The 19990-nt window shown below is 66.6% G+C and carries 22 protein-coding genes and 1 tRNA gene; 16 read left to right on the forward strand and 7 right to left on the reverse strand.

Features of this window, described 5'->3' with window-relative positions:
• The 3 genes from AC1RRF_RS12050 to AC1RRF_RS12060 all read right to left on the reverse strand — a co-directional run.
• A partial coding sequence (locus tag AC1RRF_RS12050; protein WP_492834826.1) for a methyl-accepting chemotaxis protein occupies nucleotides 1-1737 on the reverse strand: 1737 nt, incomplete at its 3' end.
• A gap of 536 nt (nucleotides 1738-2273) precedes the next feature.
• Entirely contained in the window at nucleotides 2274-2876 is a 603-nt protein-coding gene (locus AC1RRF_RS12055) for a response regulator transcription factor (RefSeq protein WP_492834828.1), read from the reverse strand.
• A 233-nt stretch (nucleotides 2877-3109) separates the two neighbouring features.
• Nucleotides 3110-3358, reverse strand: a complete 249-nt coding sequence (locus AC1RRF_RS12060; RefSeq protein ID WP_492834830.1) for a helix-turn-helix domain-containing protein — start codon at nucleotides 3356-3358, stop codon at nucleotides 3110-3112.
• Between AC1RRF_RS12060 and AC1RRF_RS12065 the strand changes: the two genes are divergently transcribed.
• Nucleotides 3357-3707 carry a helix-turn-helix domain-containing protein gene (locus AC1RRF_RS12065; protein ID WP_492834832.1) on the forward strand — a complete coding sequence of 117 codons (351 nt, stop codon included), beginning with the start codon at nucleotides 3357-3359 and terminating at the stop codon, nucleotides 3705-3707. The two genes, AC1RRF_RS12060 and AC1RRF_RS12065, sit on opposite strands and share 2 nt — an antisense overlap.
• Before the next feature lie 132 nt (nucleotides 3708-3839).
• Here AC1RRF_RS12065 and AC1RRF_RS12070 read toward each other — a convergent pair.
• Nucleotides 3840-3916 (reverse strand) — tRNA-Arg (locus tag AC1RRF_RS12070).
• A gap of 297 nt (nucleotides 3917-4213) precedes the next feature.
• Here AC1RRF_RS12070 and AC1RRF_RS12075 point away from each other — a divergent pair.
• Genes AC1RRF_RS12075 through AC1RRF_RS12085 form a run of 3 tightly spaced genes read left to right on the forward strand, consistent with a single transcriptional unit; the run spans nucleotide 4214 to nucleotide 8309 of the window.
• Nucleotides 4214-6706 carry a helicase-related protein gene (locus AC1RRF_RS12075; RefSeq protein WP_492834834.1) on the forward strand — a complete coding sequence of 831 codons (2493 nt, stop codon included), beginning with the start codon at nucleotides 4214-4216 and terminating at the stop codon, nucleotides 6704-6706.
• Nucleotides 6703-8031, forward strand: a complete 1329-nt coding sequence (locus AC1RRF_RS12080) for an MFS transporter (protein ID WP_492834836.1) — start codon at nucleotides 6703-6705, stop codon at nucleotides 8029-8031. Before AC1RRF_RS12075 ends, AC1RRF_RS12080 begins: the two co-directional genes overlap by 4 nt.
• Nucleotides 8028-8309 (forward strand): RNA-binding S4 domain-containing protein, encoded by a 282-nt coding sequence (locus AC1RRF_RS12085; protein ID WP_492834838.1) that lies wholly within the window; start codon nucleotides 8028-8030, stop codon nucleotides 8307-8309. The genes AC1RRF_RS12080 and AC1RRF_RS12085 overlap by 4 nt, the downstream gene beginning before the upstream one ends.
• Here AC1RRF_RS12085 and AC1RRF_RS12090 read toward each other — a convergent pair.
• A complete protein-coding gene (locus AC1RRF_RS12090) occupies nucleotides 8293-8922 on the reverse strand; it encodes a YceI family protein (RefSeq protein WP_492834840.1) in 630 nt (209 codons plus the stop codon). The two genes, AC1RRF_RS12085 and AC1RRF_RS12090, sit on opposite strands and share 17 nt — an antisense overlap.
• A 151-nt stretch (nucleotides 8923-9073) precedes the next feature.
• Here AC1RRF_RS12090 and fdxA point away from each other — a divergent pair, with 151 nt between their 5' ends.
• From fdxA to AC1RRF_RS12125, 7 genes are all read left to right on the forward strand, one after another.
• Complete coding sequence (gene fdxA / locus AC1RRF_RS12095) at nucleotides 9074-9415, forward strand: ferredoxin FdxA (RefSeq protein WP_291834231.1); 342 nt, start codon at nucleotides 9074-9076, stop codon at nucleotides 9413-9415.
• A gap of 315 nt (nucleotides 9416-9730) precedes the next feature.
• Nucleotides 9731-10273, forward strand: a complete 543-nt coding sequence (locus AC1RRF_RS12100; protein WP_492313866.1) for a CarD family transcriptional regulator — start codon at nucleotides 9731-9733, stop codon at nucleotides 10271-10273.
• Between the two features lie 151 nt (nucleotides 10274-10424).
• Entirely contained in the window at nucleotides 10425-10583 is a 159-nt protein-coding gene (locus AC1RRF_RS12105) for a hypothetical protein (protein WP_492834843.1), read from the forward strand.
• Nucleotides 10584-10621: 38 nt separating this feature from the next.
• Nucleotides 10622-11548, forward strand: a complete 927-nt coding sequence (locus tag AC1RRF_RS12110) for an abortive infection family protein (RefSeq protein ID WP_492834845.1) — start codon at nucleotides 10622-10624, stop codon at nucleotides 11546-11548.
• Nucleotides 11549-11722: 174 nt separating this feature from the next.
• Entirely contained in the window at nucleotides 11723-12940 is a 1218-nt protein-coding gene (locus tag AC1RRF_RS12115; RefSeq protein ID WP_492834847.1) for a glycosyltransferase, read from the forward strand.
• A gap of 77 nt (nucleotides 12941-13017) precedes the next feature.
• Nucleotides 13018-13959: a DUF808 domain-containing protein gene (locus AC1RRF_RS12120; RefSeq protein ID WP_492834849.1), complete on the forward strand. Its 942-nt coding sequence runs from the start codon at nucleotides 13018-13020 to the stop codon at nucleotides 13957-13959.
• 34 nt (nucleotides 13960-13993) lie between these two features.
• Nucleotides 13994-14311: a phage holin family protein gene (locus AC1RRF_RS12125; protein ID WP_492834851.1), complete on the forward strand. Its 318-nt coding sequence runs from the start codon at nucleotides 13994-13996 to the stop codon at nucleotides 14309-14311.
• 7 nt (nucleotides 14312-14318) lie between these two features.
• On the opposite strand, the gene AC1RRF_RS12130 is transcribed toward AC1RRF_RS12125, so the two are convergent.
• Nucleotides 14319-14789, reverse strand: coding sequence for a DUF3617 domain-containing protein (locus tag AC1RRF_RS12130; RefSeq protein ID WP_492834853.1), 471 nt, complete (start codon nucleotides 14787-14789; stop codon nucleotides 14319-14321).
• 211 nt (nucleotides 14790-15000) lie between these two features.
• Here AC1RRF_RS12130 and rpmB point away from each other — a divergent pair, with 211 nt between their 5' ends.
• The 3 genes from rpmB (at nucleotide 15001) to AC1RRF_RS12145 (ending at nucleotide 17523) form a co-directional block, all read left to right on the forward strand.
• A complete protein-coding gene (gene rpmB / locus AC1RRF_RS12135; RefSeq protein WP_492834855.1) occupies nucleotides 15001-15300 on the forward strand; it encodes a 50S ribosomal protein L28 in 300 nt (99 codons plus the stop codon).
• An 83-nt stretch (nucleotides 15301-15383) separates the two neighbouring features.
• Complete coding sequence (locus AC1RRF_RS12140; protein ID WP_492834857.1) at nucleotides 15384-15722, forward strand: MmcQ/YjbR family DNA-binding protein; 339 nt, start codon at nucleotides 15384-15386, stop codon at nucleotides 15720-15722.
• Between the two features lie 73 nt (nucleotides 15723-15795).
• A complete protein-coding gene (locus tag AC1RRF_RS12145) occupies nucleotides 15796-17523 on the forward strand; it encodes a M1 family metallopeptidase (RefSeq protein WP_492834859.1) in 1728 nt (575 codons plus the stop codon).
• On the opposite strand, the gene AC1RRF_RS12150 is transcribed toward AC1RRF_RS12145, so the two are convergent.
• The gene (locus tag AC1RRF_RS12150; protein ID WP_492834861.1) at nucleotides 17520-18299 is read right to left on the reverse strand and encodes a transglutaminase-like domain-containing protein; all 780 of its coding nucleotides are present in this window, start codon (nucleotides 18297-18299) and stop codon (nucleotides 17520-17522) included. The two genes, AC1RRF_RS12145 and AC1RRF_RS12150, sit on opposite strands and share 4 nt — an antisense overlap.
• Before the next feature lie 182 nt (nucleotides 18300-18481).
• Here AC1RRF_RS12150 and AC1RRF_RS12155 point away from each other — a divergent pair, with 182 nt between their 5' ends.
• Nucleotides 18482-19117, forward strand: coding sequence for a glutathione S-transferase family protein (locus AC1RRF_RS12155; protein WP_492834863.1), 636 nt, complete (start codon nucleotides 18482-18484; stop codon nucleotides 19115-19117).
• Nucleotides 19118-19540: 423 nt separating this feature from the next.
• Nucleotides 19541-19861 carry a hypothetical protein gene (locus AC1RRF_RS12160; protein WP_492834865.1) on the forward strand — a complete coding sequence of 107 codons (321 nt, stop codon included), beginning with the start codon at nucleotides 19541-19543 and terminating at the stop codon, nucleotides 19859-19861.
• The last annotated feature ends 129 nt before the right edge of the window (nucleotides 19862-19990 follow it).

Consider the following 19990-nt stretch of genomic DNA (forward strand, 5'->3'; position numbering starts at 1 on the left):
CTGGGACAGTGAGTGGCTGGCGGCGGTCGACTGCTCGACCATCGCGGCGTTCTGCTGGGTCACCTGATCCATCTGGTTGACGGCGGTGTTGACCTGCTGAAGGCCGGTGGCCTGCTCCTGGGCCGAGGCCGCGATCTCCGAAACCAGGCCGTCGATCTCGGCGACGCGGCCGACGATGCGTTGCAGGGCCTCGCCGGTCTGGCCGACCAGGCTGACGCCCGTGTTGACCTGGGTGGTCGAGGCGGAGATCAGGGTCTTGATCTCCTTGGCCGCTTCCGCCGAGCGCTGGGCCAGGGCCCGCACTTCAGAGGCGACGACCGCGAAGCCGCGGCCGGCGTCGCCGGCCCGAGCCGCCTCGACCCCGGCGTTCAGGGCCAGCAGGTTGGTCTGGAAGGCGATCTCATCGATGACGCCGATGATCTGATTGATCTCCTGCGCCGACTTCTCGATCACGCCCATGGCCGAGACCGCGTCCCGGACGACGGCGCCGCTGTCTTCCGCATCCGCCTTGGCGGCCTGAACGGTGTCGGAGGCCTGCTTGGCGCCGGACGCCGTCCGTTTCACCGTGGCGGTGATCTGATCGAGCGCCGCGGCGGTTTCCTCCAACGAAGCGGCCTGCTGCTCGGTGCGGCGCGACAGGTCGTCTGCGGCCTGGCTGATCTCGCCCGAGCCCGATCGGATGGCGGCGACATTGGTGACCACGACCGACATGGCCGTCTTCAGCTGCTCGATGGCCGCGTTGAAATCGTCCTTCAGCTTCACATAGTCGCCGGGGAAGGTCTGGGTCAGGCGATAGGTCAGGTCGCCCCGCGTCAGGTGATCCAGGCCCTCGGCCAGGGCCTCGACGACCGTGGCCTGTTCGCGCGCGGCGACCGCGGCGATCTCCTGGCTCCTGGCCCGCTCGGCCTCTGCGGCCTGACGCTCGTTTTCGGCCTCCCGTTCCAACCGTTCGTTGGCGATCGCCGCATCCTTGAAGGCCAGAACCGCTTGCGCCATCTCGCCGATCTCGTCCTTGCGGCCGACCGCAGGCACCGTGATCGTCTTGTCTCCGCCGGCCAGGCGGCGCATCGCGGCCGTCATGGCCACGACGGGCGCGGCGATCGACTTCGACAGGATCAGGCCGAAGGCGGTGGAGAGGAGCAGCGCAACGCCGACCCCCACGGCCAGAGCGAGGCGCGCCGTGTTGAACGCCGCCTCCTGCGTCGCATAGGCGGCGTCGATCCGTCCCTGCTGGCGCGTCTGGATATCTTCGAACGCGGTCTCGACGGCGCCCATGTATCGGGCCGCCGCGCCGGACTGGACGATGGCGATGGCCTGGGCGTGGGTCGCCGGGCTGGCCGCCAGGCGCGTCTCCTTCTCGACGATCTCCGCGTGATAAATCTCCGAAGCCCGCACGAGCGTGTCGATGCGCCCAGACGCGCCGGTCACGTCGGCCAGCAGTTCGCGCAGTTCACCGACATCCTGATCAAAGGCGCCGGTGGCGCGCTCAATGTTCTCCAAGTATCGCGGATTTTGGACCGTCACATAGGCGCGCGTGTTGCTCTCCTGCTGGTCCACCGCGCGTCGCAGGTCGCTCAGCACCCTTAGGGTGTTCTGGCCTTTGGCGACCGAGGCCTTGCTCGCTTCAAGATCACCGATCTGCACGAAGACGACCGCGCCAAGCGCGACGATGGTCAGCACGATCATCGCGAACGCGCCGGTCAGTTTTCGAGAGATTTTGACGTTGTCTAGGGTCACGGGACTGTCCTTGCCTTGCTGTCACAACATTGAGGGGCGCAGGCCGGCCGTGGCCGATCACCGGCTGGACAATGCCGCCGGCGTTACACCTGCAGAGGTGGGTCGGGAGTTGGACGGATGGCTCAGTCGGCCAAGCCGCCGGGGTCGATCGCGTTAGGTCGAGGAGGCTGAGGTCGCGACGCCTCTGGACGGCGGACGAGGGCCGAAGTTTTCGCCGTGCACTGATCGATGTTCAGAAGCGTCCGCCCAACCCACGAGGATACTGGCGTCGCCGATCAGTCTTTTGAAGAAGGTCATCACAGGTCCCCAAGCTTGAGGGTATCGATAACCATAAGGCGCAAAGCGCTCGTAAACTCTAAGCTACGGCCTCAAGCTTAAGGGCCCGCCCTTACTTCTTGAATCATCAGACCATGGCTGACTGGGTCATCCGACTTTCTCAGCATCGCCTTGCTCGAATACGCCGGCGTAGACACCACCGAGGCTGACCTCCGCCGCAGGCGAGCTGATTGTCGCGTGGCCGTCTTCTCAACGCCCCCTCACGCCAGCCCCAACCTCATCCGAATGAGGGCCGACAGGTTCGGCGCCATCATCTTGGCCATCATCTTGGCGCGAAAAATCTCGACGGTCCGGGGACTGATCGACAGCTCCACCGCGATCTCCTTGTTCGCGAGACCATCGGTGAGAAGCAGGAAAACCTGGCTCTCCCGCGTGGTCAGGCGGGCCACGCGTTCCTCGACCGCCGCTCGCGCCTCCATGTCGGAACCGGCCTCCCGCGCCTGGCGCATGCTGCTGGTCAGGGCCTGCAACAGCACGTCCGGAGCAAACGGCTTTTCCAGAAGGTCGGCGACGCCGGCCTTCATGGCTGCGACGGCCGACGACACATCGCCGTGTCCCGTGATGACGATAACGGGCCAGGCCTTGCCGCGCAGTTGCTCCAACCGCCTGCTGACCTCGATCCCGTCGATGTCCGGCATGCGCAGGTCCGTTATGACGCAGGCGATCGGATCGAGCGGCAGGTTGGCGAAAAACTCCGTGCCGCCGGCGAAGCCGCGCGCCCGCATGCCTTCGGATCGGAGAAGCATGACCAGGCCATCCCTGACGGCGAAGTCGTCGTCGATAACAAAGACCGGAAGCTGCATTCACAATTCCGCTGAATACCAAATGCGCCGAGGTGAGTTGCGGGCGGTGTCGTGACGTCTGTGATTGAGGACTGTCCGATGGGAAGCGTGATCGATCGTGGTCAATGCACCGGAGGTCCGGATGTCCCCCGAAACCGGCGGACTCCTGGGGAGCAGCCGCATTGCCCATTGGCGCGTTCGATGAGGACCGAACCGGCGAGACATCCGCTCCGGGATGTTCGCGCCTGCGACCTTCAGACCACCGCCTTGGCGTCCAGTCCCGCGTAAAGGTCCTCGATCATCACGCCGAGCGCCCGGGCGATCCGGACGAGTCGGGAGGCGCTGACCCGGATCACGGCGTTCTCGTACATCTCGATCTGGCGGGCTCCGCCTCCGATCGCGACACCCAGTTGAGTCTGACTGACTCCGGCATCCAGGCGGCGAGCCCGGATGTTGGCCCCGATGGTTCCATCGATCAGGAGGTCTTGTTCGTTCGAGATCATGCGCACGCCCGGAAAATCGATAATTGCACAATCTCACTGTGTAGAGCCAACGCACCACACCAGCAAGGCTTGCGTGGTGAGTGCAGATTCAAAACTTGCCGCGCTGGGTGGCGAGATTCGCCGCCATCGCCGGGCCGCATCCCTCAGCCAGGAGTCCTTGGCCGACGCTATCGGCATGCATAGAAACTACATCGGGCTGATCGAGCGCGGTGAAGCGGACCTGACGACCAAGACCTTGTTCGCCGTGGGCGAGGCGCTCGGCGTTTCCCCGGCCGCATTTTTCAGTCCGGTGACGGATCAACCCGCACCGACCTACACACGCCGAAGGCGAGAGAAATCGGAAGAATAGACTCTGATCGCCCCGAGCCTTCGGTCGGCCTCGGAATTCCGCTCGGCCATAGGTCCCGTTTATGGCCACCTGTCGCAATCCGCGCCTGGCGCGGAACGGAGTCCCAGGCGTTTCGACAATAGCTGAAGGAAATGGCGACCCCGGCAGGACTCCAACCTGCGACCTCGGCTTTAGGAAAGCCTTGCTCTATGCAGCTGAGCTACGGGGCCATGGCCGGGTGAACTAGCGGAGCGCAAAGCGTGACGGAAGCGGGGCGGCGGGGATTTCTTCCCGCCGCCCCTTTTTCTTGCCCGTTCCCGCGCGGACCCCTCAAAGTGATTGTGGTTAATCGCCCTTAAGATACAATATCTTGTAGGGAACAAACCCCGAATCGGGCCGTGTCGGTGATTCGGTCCTGATTCGTTTCGTCCCTGTTCCGCTGCGGGACAGCGCGACGTTTACGCCGGTCCCGAAGACGAGACTTCCGCTTGAGGAACCGCGCGGGACACGCCACCTTTGATCCTGAGATGAGTGACCGCGGCACAGGCAAGGCCCCCTCGCGCGTGACGGCGATCCTGGGACCCACGAACACCGGCAAGACCCATCTGGCGGTCGAGCGGATGCTGGGTCACGCCTCGGGCATGATCGGCCTGCCGCTGCGTCTGCTGGCGCGCGAGATCTATGACCGGATCGTCAAGCGGCGCGGGGCCGCCGCCGTGGCCCTGATCACCGGCGAAGAGAAGATCGTCCCCGCCCGGCCGCATTATTTCGTCTGCACCGTCGAGGCCATGCCGCTGGAACGCACGGTCGAGTTCCTGGCCGTGGACGAGATCCAGCTGGTCGCCGACCCCGAGCGCGGCCACGTCTTCACCCAGCGGCTGCTGCATGCGCGGGGCCGTGAGGAGACGATGTTCCTGGGCGCCGGGACGATGGCGCCGCTGATGCGGGCGCTGGTCCCCGACGTGGAGATCGTGGCCCGCGACCGGCTGTCGACCCTCAGCTACGCCGGATCCAAGAAGCTGACCCGCCTGCCCCGGCGCAGCGCCATCGTCGCCTTCAGCACGGACCAGGTCTACGCCATCGCCGAACTGATCCGGCGCCAGCGCGGCGGCGCGGCCGTGGTCATGGGTTCGCTGTCGCCCCGCACCCGCAACGCCCAGGTCGAACTGTTCCAGTCCGGCGAGGTCGATTTCCTGGTCGCCACCGACGCCATCGGCATGGGGCTGAACATGGACGTGGACCATGTCGCGTTCGCGGGCCTGAGGAAGTTCGACGGCCGCCGCACCCGCTGGCTGCACGCCAATGAGATCGGCCAGATCGCCGGCCGCGCCGGACGCCACCTGCGCGACGGCACCTTCGGCGTCACCGGCGAGGCGCTGGAGCTGGACCCCGACCTGGTCGAACAGGTGGTCGAGCACCGCTTCGATCCGGTCGAGGGGGCCGAGTGGCGCAATGCCCGGCTGGACTTCGACACCCTGAACGACCTGCTGCGCTCCCTGACGGTGACGCCCAACACCTATGGCCTGAACCTGACCGCCCCGGCGTTGGACGAGACGCTGCTGCGCCGTCTGATCAAGGACGAGGAGGTCGCCCGCATCGGCCGCTCGCGCGGGGCCATCATGCGCCTGTGGGAGGCCTGCCAGCTGCCCGACTTCCAGAAGACGACGCTGGACGAGCATGGACGGCTGGCCAAGGACATCTTCCAGGCCCTGACTGGCAAGCGCGGCCGCCTGACCGAGGACTGGATCGCGCCGCGCTTCGCCGAACTGGACCGCGACGACGGCCAGATCGACCAGCTGTCGGCGCGGCTCTCGGGCGTGCGCACCCTCAGCTATATCGCCAACCGCCCCGACTGGCTGGATCAGGCGCAGGGATGGCGCGACCGGACCAAGGCGCTGGAAGAACGGCTCAGCGACGTCCTGCACGAGCGGCTGACCGCCCGCTTCGTCGACCGCCGCACCACCGCCCTGATGCAGGCCCTGAACGTGCGTGGCGACGCCGTGGCCGAGGTTGAGGACACGGGCGAGGTCATCGTCGAGGGCCATTCGGTCGGTCGTCTGTCGGGCGTCGACTTCCAGATCGACAAGGGCTCCTCGGCGCTTGAGGACCGCGCCCTGCGCCACGCGGCCCGGCAGGCGGTGACGCCCGAGATCGCCAAACGGCTGGGCAAGCTGGCCGCCGAACCGGACGAGGCCTTCTCGGTCACCCCCGACGGCGCGGTGCTGTGGCGCGGCGTGCAGGCGGGCGTGATCACCGGCGGCGAACCGTTCACGCCCAAGATCCGCCTGCTGGGCGACCTGGGCGCCGTCGCCGCGCGCGAACGGGCGGCCAAGCGGCTGGAGGCCTGGCTGGCGGGCGAGGCCGGGCGCGCCCTGCGTCCCCTGCGCCGGCTGAAGACGGCCATCGAGAACGGCACGCTCAAGGGTCTGCCGCGCGGGATCGCCTACCGGCTGGTCGAGGCCGGCGGGATCATCGATCGGCGCGAGGTCGAGCGCGATCTGGCCGCCCTCAGCCAGGCCGAGCGCCGCACGTTGAAAGCGTTCGGCGTCCGCCTGGGGACCCATTCCGTCTGGCAACCCGCCCTGCTGAAGGATCGCGCCCGGATCACGGCCCAGGCCTTCATGGCCCGTGAACCCTTCCGCCCGAAACCGGCGGGGCTCAGCGTCCTGCCCGATCCGCCGCCCTCGCCCCGCCTGCTGTCCGCCTTCGGCCTGCGCGCCGTCGGCCGCTTCGCCGCGCCGGTGGAACTGCTGGAGGCCCTGTCGGAGAAACGCACCCGCAGCGACGGCGGATTGTCCGACCGGGACCTGCGCGACCTCGGCGTCACGGCGGACGAGGCCAAAGCCCTTTTGACCGCGCTCAGGACCACCCGCGCGCAGCAACCGGACCGCCCGGACAAGGCCGCCAGGCCGATCAAGGATTCGCCCTTCGCCGCCCTGTCGGCCCTGACCGCGCTGCCCCCTACGCCGGCGACCGCGAGGCCCGCCCGTCGCCGCCGCCGGAAGAAAGAGGCCCGATGACGCCCTTCCATCACGTGCTGGCCAACAACGCCCTGGCCAGCATCACCAACTACACGGTGTGGTTCGCGCTTACCTTCTGGGTCTACATCAAGACGCAGTCCGTCTTCGCCACGGGCATGATCGCCGGCCTGTATCTGGTGCTGACCGCCGCCTTCGCCCTGTGGTTCGGCAGCCTGGTCGACCATCATCGCAAGAAGCGGGTCATGCTGGGGTCCAGCATCGCCTCGCTGGTTTTCTACGCCGTCGCCTTCACCGCCTACGCCCTGGCGCCGGAGCAGGCCCTGGCCGACGTCGCGGGCGCGCCGCTGTGGCTGCTGATCGGCCTGATCATGCTGGGCGTCATCGCCGGCAATATCCGCAGTATCGCCCTGCCGACCCTCGTCACCGCCCTGATCCCGGAGGATCGCCGCGACAGGGCCAACGGACTGGTCGGCATGGTCAGCGGCGTCGGCATCCTGACCACCTCGGTAATCAGCGGCTTCCTCGTCGCCTGGGGCGAACTGACCGCGACCCTGGCCTTCGGCCTGATCGGGACGGCCATCGCCTTCGCCCACCTGCTGACCGTCCGGCTGGACGAGCCCGCGCCGACAGCGGCCCCCAAAGATGGACCCAGGCTGAGCAAGATCGATCTGCGCGGCACGCTCAAGATCATCGGCGCCGTGCCGGGCCTGTTCGCCCTGATCCTGTTCGCGACCTTCAACAACTTCCTGGGCGGGGTCTTCATGGCCCTGATGGACGCCTACGGCCTGTCGCTGATGAAGGTTCAGCACTGGGGCCTGCTGTGGGGCGCGGTCTCGGTCGCCTTCATCCTCAGCGGCGTCGTCATCTCGCGAACCGGTCTGGGGCGGAATCCGCTGCGGACCCTGATGCTGGTCAATCTGATCGCCTGGTGCACGGCGGCGGTCTTCACCCTGCAGCCCTGGATCCTGCTGCTCGCGGTCGGCTGCTTCATCTGGATGTTCGTCGGCCCCTTCGCCGAGGCCGCCGAACAGACCACCCTGCAGAAGGTCGTGCCCTATGAACGACAGGGCCGGGTGTTCGGCTTCGCCCAGTCGGTGGAGATGTCCGCCGCGCCCCTGACCGCCTTCCTGATCGGACCGCTGACCCAGTTCGTGGTCATCCCCTTCATGACCGACGGCGCGGGCGCGGACGCCATCGGCGACTGGTTCGGCCGGGGGCCGGACAGGGGCATCGCCCTGGTCTTCACCATCGCGGGCGTGGCCGGCGTCCTGATGACCGTCCTGGCCTTCAACTCGACCTACTACCGGCGGCTTTCCGCGGCCTACGCCCGCGCCCCGGACCCGGAACCCGGCGCGGCCGAATGAGCGAAACGGGCTGCCGCATCGATGTCTGGCTATGGCGTGCGCGCTTCGCGAAGAGCCGGACTTCGGCCGCGGCGCTGGTCGAGAAGGGCGCGATCCGCCTGACCCATCAGGGACGGCAGGTGCGCCTGGACAAGCCCGGCCGCACCGTCCACGTCGGCGACCGGCTGGTTTTCGCCCTGGGCGGGCGGCTGATCGATGTGGAGGTGACCGGCCTGGGCGAGCGGCGCGGGCCCGCCGAGGAAGCCCGCGCCCTGTACGCGCCTAGCGCTGAAGGGTGAACTCGCCCTCGATGTGCAGCTTCACATCGTCGCCGAGACCCATCTGGGCTCCGTAGGTGATGCCGAACTCCGAGCGCTTGATGGTCGCCTCGCCGTCGAAGCCGGCCCGGTAGGCGTTGCCCATCGACGGACCCGCCTGGTTGAACTCGACCTCCATCGTCACCGGACGGGTCACGCCGCGCAGGGTCAGGTCGCCGACCACGGTCGCCTCGTTGGCGTCGTCGGCGTCCACCGTCACGGAGCGCGAGACGAAGGTCGCGGTCGGATGGTTGGCGGTGTCGAAGAAGTCCGCCGTCTGCAGGTGGCGGTTCAGACCCGCATTGCCCGAGGCCACGTCCGTCAGCGGGATGGTCGCCGTCAGGGTCGAGGCCGACGGATTGGCGGGATCCAGCTTCAGCTCGGCCTGCACGTTCACGAACTGGCCAGTGTAGGTCGAGAAGCCCAGGTGGCTGACCGACCAGGTGATCTTGCCGTGGTCGGAATCCAGCGCATAGGCGCCGGCGCTGACTTCGGCGGGAACGCGGGTCAGGGCGGACTGGGCGACCACGCCCCCCGCGGTCAGAAGGGCGACGGCGGCCACGCCGGAGGCGATGTAGCGGAACGATGAGCGCATGAAGGGAGACCTGTTAAAACTGCAATCGGATCAGATACAAATAATCTGATAGCCCAGCTACGCAAGCCCGAGAGGTCTGCTGCTGTTGACACCTGAGGCCCGCGGGGTCATCTGCGCCTCCCGCGCCCCACTGAACGCTCCGCCTCACCCCATGACCTACATCGTCACCGACGCCTGCGTGCGCTGCAAGTTCATGGACTGTGTCGAGGTGTGCCCGGTCGACTGCTTCTATGAGGGTGAGAACTTCCTCGTCATCGCCCCGGACGAATGCATCGACTGCGGCGTCTGCGAGCCCGAATGCCCGGTCGACGCCATCGTCCCCGACACTGAGGACGAACCCGACGGAAAATGGCTTCAGGTCAACGCCGAATACGCCAAGGTCTGGCCGAACATCACGGTCAAGGGCGAGCCCCCGGCGGACAAGGAACAGTTCGAGCGCGAGACCGGCAAGTTCGAGAAGTATTTCTCGCCCAACCCCGGCAAGGGCAGCTGAGACCGGTCCCGCGCGCTGCCCTGATCCGGAGAGGATTTCCAGCCTTCTCCACACTGACGCTGTGGACGTTTTGAAATTCCGCAGATTTGTGATAGGTTCCTGTCATTGGGTCGGGCGGTATGCGATTTCTTCGCGCCGCCCGCGTTTGCGACAGAATCCCGTCCACGAAGACGGGATCGGCCAGAGGTTGGGTGATCCGTTTCCGCATTTGACGACTAGTAAGACATCACCGACGGGGCGTGTTTCCGGCGGCTGTTTATCTATTGTTTTTGCGCCTTCGCCTCTCCCTCCCGCTGAAGCCGGGAAAGGAATGACATGACGAGCAAAACCGGTCTGGAATTCAAGGTAGGCGATGCGGTGGTCTATCCGGCGCACGGCGTCGGCAAGGTCGCGGCCGTCGAGACCCAGGAAATCGCTGGCATGTCGCTGGAGGTCTACGTCGTGACCTTCGACCACGAGAAGATGACCCTCCGCGTTCCGACCAAGAAGGCCAAGACCGCCGGCCTGCGTTCGCTGGCCGCCGATGACGTGGTCACCAAGGCGCTGACGACCCTCAAGGGCCGCGCCCGCGTGAAGCGCACCATGTGGTCGCGTCGCGCCCAGGAATACGAAGCCAAGATCAACTCGGGCGACCTGATCTCGATCGCCGAGGTGGTCCGCGACCTGCACCGCGCCGACAGCCAGCCGGAACAGTCCTACTCGGAGCGTCAGCTGTACGAGTCGGCCCTGGACCGCATGGCCCGTGAAGTCGCCGCGGCCAACAAGATCGACAAGGACGCCGCCGTCGAACTGCTCGGCAAGTCGCTGAGCGCCAAGAAGGCCATCGTCGCGGCGACCGCCGAGGCCGAAGCCGCCTGATCGACGCGCATCGCTGAAGTACAGAAGGCCCGGGAGCGATCCCGGGCCTTTTTGTTTGCTGTGTGCACGTTGAGTGTTGGTCACTCATGCGGATTGAAGGCCGGAGGCACGGCCTTGCCCGAAATACCTGCTTCAAGACAGATAGCGGGACATGGTCGCGAACCTCGGCAAGCCACCGTCGTTCGTGGGCAAGACCGAGAACATCGAACGGAACCTGTCCGTCCTCGAATTTCTGGCTTGGACGGGCGCATTCGGAGTAAAGCCGACAGATCTGCTTCCCGGCGTTGGGGCTGAAACTATCGAGGTCTGATATGATGATCCGTCGCTGTTATCTGAGCGAGAGTTTCAATGGCGCTGCCTGACCTCTTCTCTCGTCGATCGCGGAATGGCCGACGAGAAGGCGCGGACGTTTATCAATACACGTCACTTCCTCAGAACCTGCGCGTGCAATTTATACAGATCGTCAAGTCAGCCATTGGACCATACAGTGAATATACTGGCTCGCCTCCGGGGGCCGCCGTCTACGAATTTGTCGTGACTACTCTGCGTCGGGATATGGGTGTGTTCGAACTCGCGCCACATCATCGCGGCGATATGGGCGCCGAGTTCAGATTGTGGTTTCTCGCTGAGGGAGAGGTCGAGCGGCTGCTCGATGCGGTCGAACTGTTTCTGAGGGTGATCGACACGCATGTCCGGGACGAACCCTACGCGTTCCAACGGCATTCAGAGACTACGCCGGATGCGGCCATCGCGGAAGTGAATGCCCGATTCCTGGAAGCCTGTGTCGGCTTCCAGTTTGAGTCCGGGCAGATCAATCGAATCGACTCGCAGGCCATGCATTCGGAGGTCGTGGTTCCAGCGCTCCGTGTTTTGGCTGATCCCAAGTATGCAGGTGCCGAAAGTGAATACCTGAAGGCGCACGAGGCCTTCCGTCACGGCGACAATGAATCTTGCCTGATCGAGTGCGGGAAGGCCTTCGAAAGCGTGTTGAAAGTGATTGCCGCTGAACGGTCGTGGTCGGTTACCTCCAACGATCCGGCCAAAAAGCTGCTGGATGCAGCCTTCGCAGCCGGTTTCATCGACAAGATTCTACAGGCCGAATTCACCGCATTGCGCAGCTTGCTGGAAAGCGCGGTTCCGGTTGTGCGGAACAAGCTGGCTGGGCATGGCGCTGGTGCCACCCCGAGAAACGTCCCGCAGCACGTCGCTTCGTTTCAGCTTCATCAGACCGGCGCTGTGATCCTATTTCTCACGCAGCATCACGCGGCATCCTGAAAACGGCTCTGCCCAGCACCAGCGCTTAACGTAAACATGGTCTTTGTTTGCGCCGGCGGCGATGTCTCCACGCCGGGCCAGACTGGAAGTGGGCACGAAACAGTTTCGTTCAAGGATTGGCGCGCCGGCTTTTATGCGCAGAGTCCGGAACCCTCGGAGATGGAGGGTGACCGAATGCGTATTCTGCTGACAACCTATGGATCCCGCGGCGATACCGAGCCGATGGCGGCCCTGGCCGTGGCGCTTCAGGCGCAGGGCGCGCAAGCCGTGATCTGCGCCCCACCGGATCAGGAGTTCATCGACCTGCTGAACCGCGCCGGTGTTCCCTTCGCTCCGGCCTTCATGGGCGTGCGCGACTGGATCGCCGTCGCGGGCAAGCCGCCTATGGACCTTCCCAGGCGCGCCGCCGAAATGGCTTTCGCCCAGTTGGCGCCGATCGCGGCGGCGGCCGAGGGCTGCGACCTGATCGTGGCGACCGGCCTGATGCCGTCCTGCGCGGCCTCGCAGGCCGTGGCCGAGCAGAAGGGCCTGCCCTACGCCCACGTCTCCTTCTGCCCCCTGATCCTGCCGTCCGAACATCACGCCCCCTTCCCCTACCCCGGCCATCCCCACCCGCCGGAGGTGACTGACCATCGCGCGCTCTGGGACCTCAACGTCGGCGTCATGAACGCCCTGTTCGGCGAGGCGGTGAACGGCCTGCGCGCCTCCATCGGCCTGATGCCGACGGACAATGTCCGCGACCATGTCTTCACCGGCCGCCCTCTTCTGGCCTCGGACCCGGCCCTCTGGCCCTGGGCGCCGACTAACCTGTGCGACGCGATCCAGACCGGCGCCTGGATCCTGCCGGACCATCGCCCGCTGCCCGAGGGCCTCGACGCCTTCCTCGAGGCGGGCGATCCGCCCGTCTATGTCGGCTTCGGCAGCATGAGCATGGCCGCCTCGCAGGACGCGGCGCGGGCCGCCGTCGTCGCCGCCCGCGCCCACGGCCGCCGCGTGGTTCTGGCCAGTGGCTGGGCCGACTTCGCCCTGCCCGATGACGGAGCCGACTGTTTTCGGGTCGGCGACATCAACCAGCAGGCCCTCTTCCCCCGCGTCGCCGCCGTCGTCCACCACGGCGGCGCGGGCACTACGACCGCCGCGGCCCGCGCCGGCGCGCCGCAGGTCATCGTCCCCCAGCTCGTCGACCAGCCGTACTGGGCGGCCCGTATCGCCCGGCTGGGTGTCGGCGTGGCCCACGACGGGCCGACGCCGACCGTGGAGACGCTGACGGCGGCCCTGGAAACGGCGCTGATGGAGGAGACGGGCGAACGGGCGAGAACGGTCGCAGGCCACGTCCGCACGGACGGGGCGGCGGTCGCGGCAAGAGGGCTGATCGAACGGATGGACCTTTAGGCCACGCATCGACAGGCGGCGCGGCGCGGCTTACCTCTGCCGTCCTCCCTTCCCTCCACATTCAGCGACCCCGCCTCATGCCCTCCGGACTTATCGCCCTGCTCGACGATGTGGCCGGGATCGCCAAGCTGGCGGCGGCGTCGATCGACGATGTCGGCGCCGCGGCGGGCAAGGCCGGGGTCAAGGCGGCGGGGGTGGTGGTCGACGACGCGGCGGTGACGCCGAAATACGTCACCGGCCTGTCGCCCAGCCGCGAGCTGCCGATCATCGGCAAGATCGCCGTCGGCTCAATCCGCAACAAGCTGCTGCTGATCCTGCCCGTCGCCCTGCTGCTGACCGCCTTCGCGCCATGGGCCATCACGCCGCTGCTGATGTGCGGCGGGGCCTACCTCTGTTTCGAGGGGGCCGAAAAGCTGATGGAAATGTTCAGCGGCGGCCATGACGAGAAGGCGCCCGTCGAGGGCGACCCCGCCCATCTGGAGGCCGCCACCGTCTCGGGCGCGGTGCGCACCGACCTGATCCTGTCGGCCGAGATCATGACCATCGCCCTGAACGATGTCTCGGACGCCCCGCTGTGGACCCAGGCGGGGGTGCTGATCGTCGTCGGCCTGGGCATGACCGTGATCGTCTACGGCGCGGTCGGGCTGATCGTGAAGATGGACGACATCGGCCTGCACATGGTCCAACGCGCCTCGCGCCTCAGCCAGACCGTCGGCCGCTGGTTGGTCAAGGGGATGCCGATCGTCATGTCGTCCCTGTCCGTCATCGGCACCGCCGCCATGCTGTGGGTCGGCGGCGGCATCCTGCTGCATGGGACCCATACCCTGGGACTGGACTGGCCCGCCGTGCCCGTCGAGCACCTGGCCCACGCGGTCGCCCATGCGCTGGGTCCGATCGGCGGCCTCGCCGGCTGGCTGACCAACGCCCTGATCTCGGCGGTGATCGGCGTCATCGTCGGCGCCGTGATCGCGGTCGCGCTGCACCAGATCCTCAAGCTGAAGCCCGGCGGCGGACACTAAGGAAGCCGGCGATCCCCATCGGAACCAGACGAGCATGAGCAATCAGGCGAACGCCTCAAGACGCTGGCTGCGCTGGACCGTGACCGCGGCGGTGTTCGTGGCCTTGATCGCGCTCGGGACGGTTCTGAACCGCCCCATCACCGAACGGCTGGCCACATCCCGGCAGGCGCTGGCGGACGCGGGCTATGCCGGCGCACGGGTCAGCAGGACACAGCTGCCGGGCAACATGGCCCGCTGCGAGGTCGGCCAGATCAGGAACCGCGGCTACGCCTACGCTTGGCGCACCGACACCCACAGCGGCCTGTACTGCCTGCGGCTCGACGGTCGGCCGAACCGCATCATCGTCGACTGACGCCGTTTCAGAAGTATTCGGCGTCGGCCGGGCAGGTCGCCGCCAGGCGCCGCGCGGTGATGGAGGCCGGCAGATAGGGCGTGCCGCGCGCCAGCTGCGCCCCGCCGCGGAAGGTGAAGCTTTCCTGCGTGTAGGTGCCGTTCAGGCGCACATTCACCCGGCGGTTCTTGTGATCGGTGCAGGTGCCCTCGAAGCGGGCGTTGCCGCCGCCCACCTGGCGCACCGGATAGGTGCAGCGCCAGCGGCGCGTCGACAGGCCGCCGAAGAAGCGGTTGATCTCGCTGGGGCGGACGCACTTCTGTTCGGTGTCACGCACGCCCACGGCGCTGGTCGTATATTCCCAATAACCGGGCAGGACGGTGTCGCCGCTGGTCTGCGCCGCCATGGCCGCCTGCGGGGTCGCGGGCGCCGCCAGGAACAGGGCGCCGATGATCGCGGGCAGGGCGACGGCGGCGGCTCGGGTCAGGACGGTCTTCATCAGGTGGCCCCTCGGACGGTTGGTTCATTGTGACTACAGGGGATATATGGCGGCAATTGAACAGGGGCTGAACGGCTCCCCCCGCGTCCTGATGCCTTGACGCCCGGCAGACTCTTCCTCTATACGCCCCACCTCTCGCGCGGGATGTCCTCCCGCGCGCACCTGTTTCATGCGTCCGTAGATTTCGCGGACGGCTCCGAAGGATAGTCAGATGTCGCGTCGTTGCGAACTCACCGGTATCGGCCCGATGGTCGGCCACAGCGTGAGCCACTCGAACATCAAGACCAAGCGCCGGTTCCTGCCGTCGCTGAAGGCGGTCAAGGTCAGCTCGGACGCCCTGGGCCAAAGCTTCTCGCTGCGGATCTCGAACGCCGCCCTGCGCACCCTCGACTACAAGGGCGGCCTGGACGCCTTCATCGTCAAGGCTCGCGACGAGCAGCTGTCGATCACCGCCCAGCGCATCAAGCGCCAGATCAAGGCCAAGCTGGCTGAACAAGCCGCCGCCGCCTGATCCGCGACGACACTCAAGTTTGAAGGGGCCGGTGGAAACACCGGCCCTTTTGCTTTGCGCGGAATGCGGCGCATCCTGCGCCCATGACCCGCGACGAAATGTTCGCCTACGCCCTGACCCAGCCGGGGGCCGAGGATTCGACCCTGCACGGCGGGCGCTGCGTGCGCGTGCGCGGCCACTGGATCGTCAACGAGGGGCGTGAGCCCGATGCGCTTGCCCTGGCGCTGGACCTCGGCACGGTCGACTTCCTCAAGGAGACCGAGCCGGGGACCTATTTCCAGACGCCGCACTACGAGGGCTGGCCCGCGGTGCTGGTCCGCTACGCCGTGGCCGACGACGACCGGCTGCGCGAACAGATCGACAAGGCCTGGGCCCGGCGCGCGACGAAGACCCAGCGCAAGGCGCGCGGACTGGACGTCTGAGACGCCGCCTTGGCGGTTGCGTGAAGGTCATCGCCCCGCCAGTCTGCTCGCCTGTTCGTCGGGGAGTCACGCCATGTCCGCATCCATCCGCCGCGCCGCGCTGCTGGGCGTATCGCTCCTGGCCCTGACCACCGCGCCCGTCTTCGCGCAGGACGCCGCGACTCCGGAAATCATCCGCGACTCCACCGACTTCACCCTCGGCACCGATCAGCCGCGCACGTCCGAGCAACTGGCCATGCGCATCGACCGGGCGGATCTGTCGATCAAGGTCATCCCCGACGACAAGACCATCGACGCCGTCGCCGTGCTGGACATCACCGCCACCGCCCCGTTGGACGCCGTGGTGCTGGAGCTGGACACCCTGCTGACCGTCTCGTCGGTGCAGATAGACGGCGCCGAGGTCGGGCCGGGCGGCTGGAGCAATCCGGAAGGCCGCATGACCATCCGCCTGCCCGAACCCCTCGCCGAGGGCGGCAAGGTCGCGGTGCGCATCGCCTACGCCGGCGCGCCGCGCGTGGCTCCCAATGCGCCGTGGGACGGCGGCTTCGTCTGGGCCACCACCGTCGACGGCAAGCCTTGGATCGCCACCGCTGTCCAGCCCGAGGGTTGCGACATCTTCTGGCCCTGCATCGACAGCCCGCTCGCCGAGCCGGGCCGGGTCGACCTGCACATCACCGTCCCCTCGGACCTTTCCGCCCCGTCCAACGGCCGCTTCATGGGCAAGCAGGATCACGGCGACGGCTGGACCACCTGGAACTGGTCGGCCGCCAATCCCAACACCTACGCCATCGCCTTGAACATCGGGCCGTACGAAGAGGCCACGACCGGCTACCGCAGCCGCTTCGGCAACACGATCCCGATGTCCTACTGGTATCTGCGCACGGACGACCCGGCCAAGGTGCAGGCCCTGTTCGCCGAATTCACGCCGATGATGGACTTCTACGAAGCCACCGTCGGCCCCTTCCCCTTCGGCGACGAGAAGATGGGCGTGGTCGAGACCCCGCACCTGGGCATGGAGCACCAGACCATCAACGCCTACGGCAACGGCTATCGGCTGGACGGCAAGGGCTACGATTGGCTGCTGCATCACGAACTGGCGCACGAGTGGTTCGGCAACCAGATGACGAACCGCAACGCCGACGACATGTGGCTGCACGAGGGTCTGGGCAGCTACATGCAGCCCCTCTACCTGCGCTGGCTGCACGGCGATCGGTATTTCCAGGCCGAGTTGCTGGACCAGCGCAACAAGCTCATCAACCGCTTCCCGGTGGTCTCGGGGCAGGAGAAGGCCGAGGACGAGGTCTACAAGGGCGACCTCGGCCCGGGGCTGGACATCTACTACAAGGGATCCCTGATCGCGCACTCGCTGCGCATGCTGATCGGCGACGAGGCCTTCTTCCGGTCGGTGACCCGGCTGATCTACGGACGCCCGGACCCGCGCCCCGGAAACTTCACCACCCGCTATGCGACGACCGATGAGTTCCTGGCCATCGTCAACGAGGAGGCGGGCCGGGACCTGACCTGGTTCTTCCGCAGCTACCTGTATCAGGCCGCCCTGCCCGACCTGCGCCAGACCCGCCAGGGCGACCGGCTGACGCTGGAGTGGGTCACGGGCGACGGCGGGACCTTCCCCATGCCGGTCGAGGTCGAGATCGACGGCCGCGTCGTCACCTTGCCGATGACCGGCGGCCGGGGTCAGGTCACGGCGCCCGCGGGCGCCCATGTCCTGATCGACCCGCAGAACAAGGTCCTGCGGCAGCTGGACTTCATCGAGGTGTGGAAGGGGCGACAGCCCCGCTAGTCGATCGCCGCCGCGCTGATCGACTGCCGCACCAGCCGACAGCCCGCCTGCGTCGTCAGGAAGGCGATGTCGCCGGCGTCGCGGCCGCAGGCGATGCGCACCAGGCCCTCGACCGGGGCCAGCCCCGTCGGATCGACCAGCCACCAGCCGTCCGACAGCCAGACCTCGAAGATGGCGTGGAAGTCCGGCGGCTGCAGCTGGTCCGCATAGGCGCTTACCGCCCGCGCCGGAATGCCCGAGGCGCGGCACAGGGTGAGGCCCATGTGGGTGAAGTCGCGGCACACCCCGGCCCGGTCGATGAAGGTCCGCGCTGCCGTCGTGTCGCTGTCCGACGCGCCGGGCTCGTAGTCGATATTGGTCTTGATCCAGTCGAGGATGGCCAGCACGCGCTCGCCGCCGACGGTGCCGCCGAAGGTCCGCTCCACGAACCGCCCGAACTGGTCCGACGGGCAATAACGGCTGGGCCACAGATAGGTCAGCACCTCGGGCGGCAGGTCGTTCCAGTCGTGCTGCACCGTCACCGGCGGCAGGCCCTTCAGGGTGCCGTTGTCGACCACCGCCTCATAGGTCAGGGCCACTTCGCCGGTCAGGTGGGCGCGCAGGGTCCGGGCCCCGAACTCGTCGTCCTCGTCCTCGATGAAGTCGACATGCGGCGTCGCCGTCAGCCGTTCCTCGAGCACATGCTGCCCCGGCCAGTGCGCGACCTGGATTTTGTAGATGGCGTCGGTGGGCGGATCGAAGCTGTAGACGAGGTCGGCGCGGACGCGGATTTTCATGAGGTCTCGACTGGGCCAAGCGGGACCCGCCGTCAACGTCGGGGTGGGAGCGGCGTTCCGGGAAATCATCACGAGCCGCCAAGACCGGTTCGCGGAGCCCGCTCCGACATTGACTCAGGGTGGTCAGGCCGAAAAATGCCCGGCTCCGATTCTCCGGGAACCGGCCTTGGGGAGCCCCCGACATGGACTTGATCAGCCTTCCGGTTTCGCCGTTCGCGGCCCGCGTTCGTATCGCGATCTACGCCAAGGACCTGCCGGTCAACATCGTCCCGCCGCCCGCGGGCTGGCCCGACAGTCGCCAGTTTCGGGACCTGAACCCGACCGGCCGCGTCCCGGTGCTGCTCGACGACCGGGGCGCCCTTTGGGAGTCCTCCGTCCTGCTCGAATATCTGGAGGAGCGTTTCCCGGGCCCTGCGTCGCTGATGCCCGTCGATGTCTTTGACCGGGCGACCGCGCGGCTTCTGGTGCAGCATGTCGATCTCTATCTGATGCCGCCGGTGGTGACGCTCGCCGATCCACGAACCGACAGCGCGGGCGCGCGACGCGCGGTCGAGGATCTTCTGAACGGCCTCCAGATGGTCGATGGCCTGCTGGAGGGGCCGCGATACGCCCTCTGCGATCACCTCACCATCGCCGACTGCGCCCTGGCCCCCGCCCTGTTCGCGGTCGCGGTCACCGCCGATCGCCTCGGACTGGACCTGCTTGAGCCCGGCTCGCCCCTCGATGCCTACGCCCGCCTGTCGCGGGAGGATCCGCACATCGACCGGGTGGTCGGGGAGATGGAGGAGGGTTTGCGGCGGCTGACACGGATCGGCTGATCCGGCGTACGGGCCAAAAGCCTACGGCTCCAGCTCGATGTCCCAGTACAGGTAGTCGAGCCAGCTCTGGTGCAGGTAGTGCGGAGCCCCCGTCTCTGAAGCCGACGCCGCCCTCTGAAAGCCGCTACGAAGCAACCGCCGCCGCAGATGATGCGCTGGCGGCTTCCCGAGGCCACTGATGCCATCGGGATTGGACAGCAGCCGCAAAACGGGTCAATAAAAAGGGGTGGTCCCGCGAGACCACCCCTCAATCCTCTAACAAGAGGATGGGATAACGGGTCCAGTCCTTCCGGACTGGCTCCGCCAGAGCCCACCGATGTTGCTTCATCGGACCTCTCCTTTCTCGCGGGTCGGGGCTGCAACCCCGGCACTGATGGTTTCTCGACCAAGCGGCCTCGGACTTTCGTCTGGGGCCGTCGTCGTATGGGCGAATCCCATGCGGCACGGTCATTAGAACCGCTCACGCGCGCTGCGCAAGACATTTTTCAGTCTTTGAACACCATTTTTGAGCATACAGGGAATAAAAATGACCATCGTCTGAAAAAGCTCAGACCTCAGTTGAAAGATAGTCAACTTACTGGTGACTTTCACGGCTTCGTTGCTAGCACGTTTGACGAAGATTTTTGTGAAGTACGTTTTGAACGTCGTACTAATTGCGTGCGCATTATCGACGCTATCATTTTGGTCGTCGTACTGTTCGTCGTATTTCCCGCCGTACAGAATGACTTTCGAAGCGTGTTTTGAACCGGCATTTTGACGAAGCCGGAAGTTACTTCTGAAAATCGCGCTGGAGTTTTTGGTGCGTTCGCCGGCGTCTCGTCGTCGGATAACGATCACCCAGTCTTGGGTAACGATACCGAACTCGCTGGTTAG

Source organism: Brevundimonas sp. GW821-FHT12C05 (assembly GCF_058807475.1).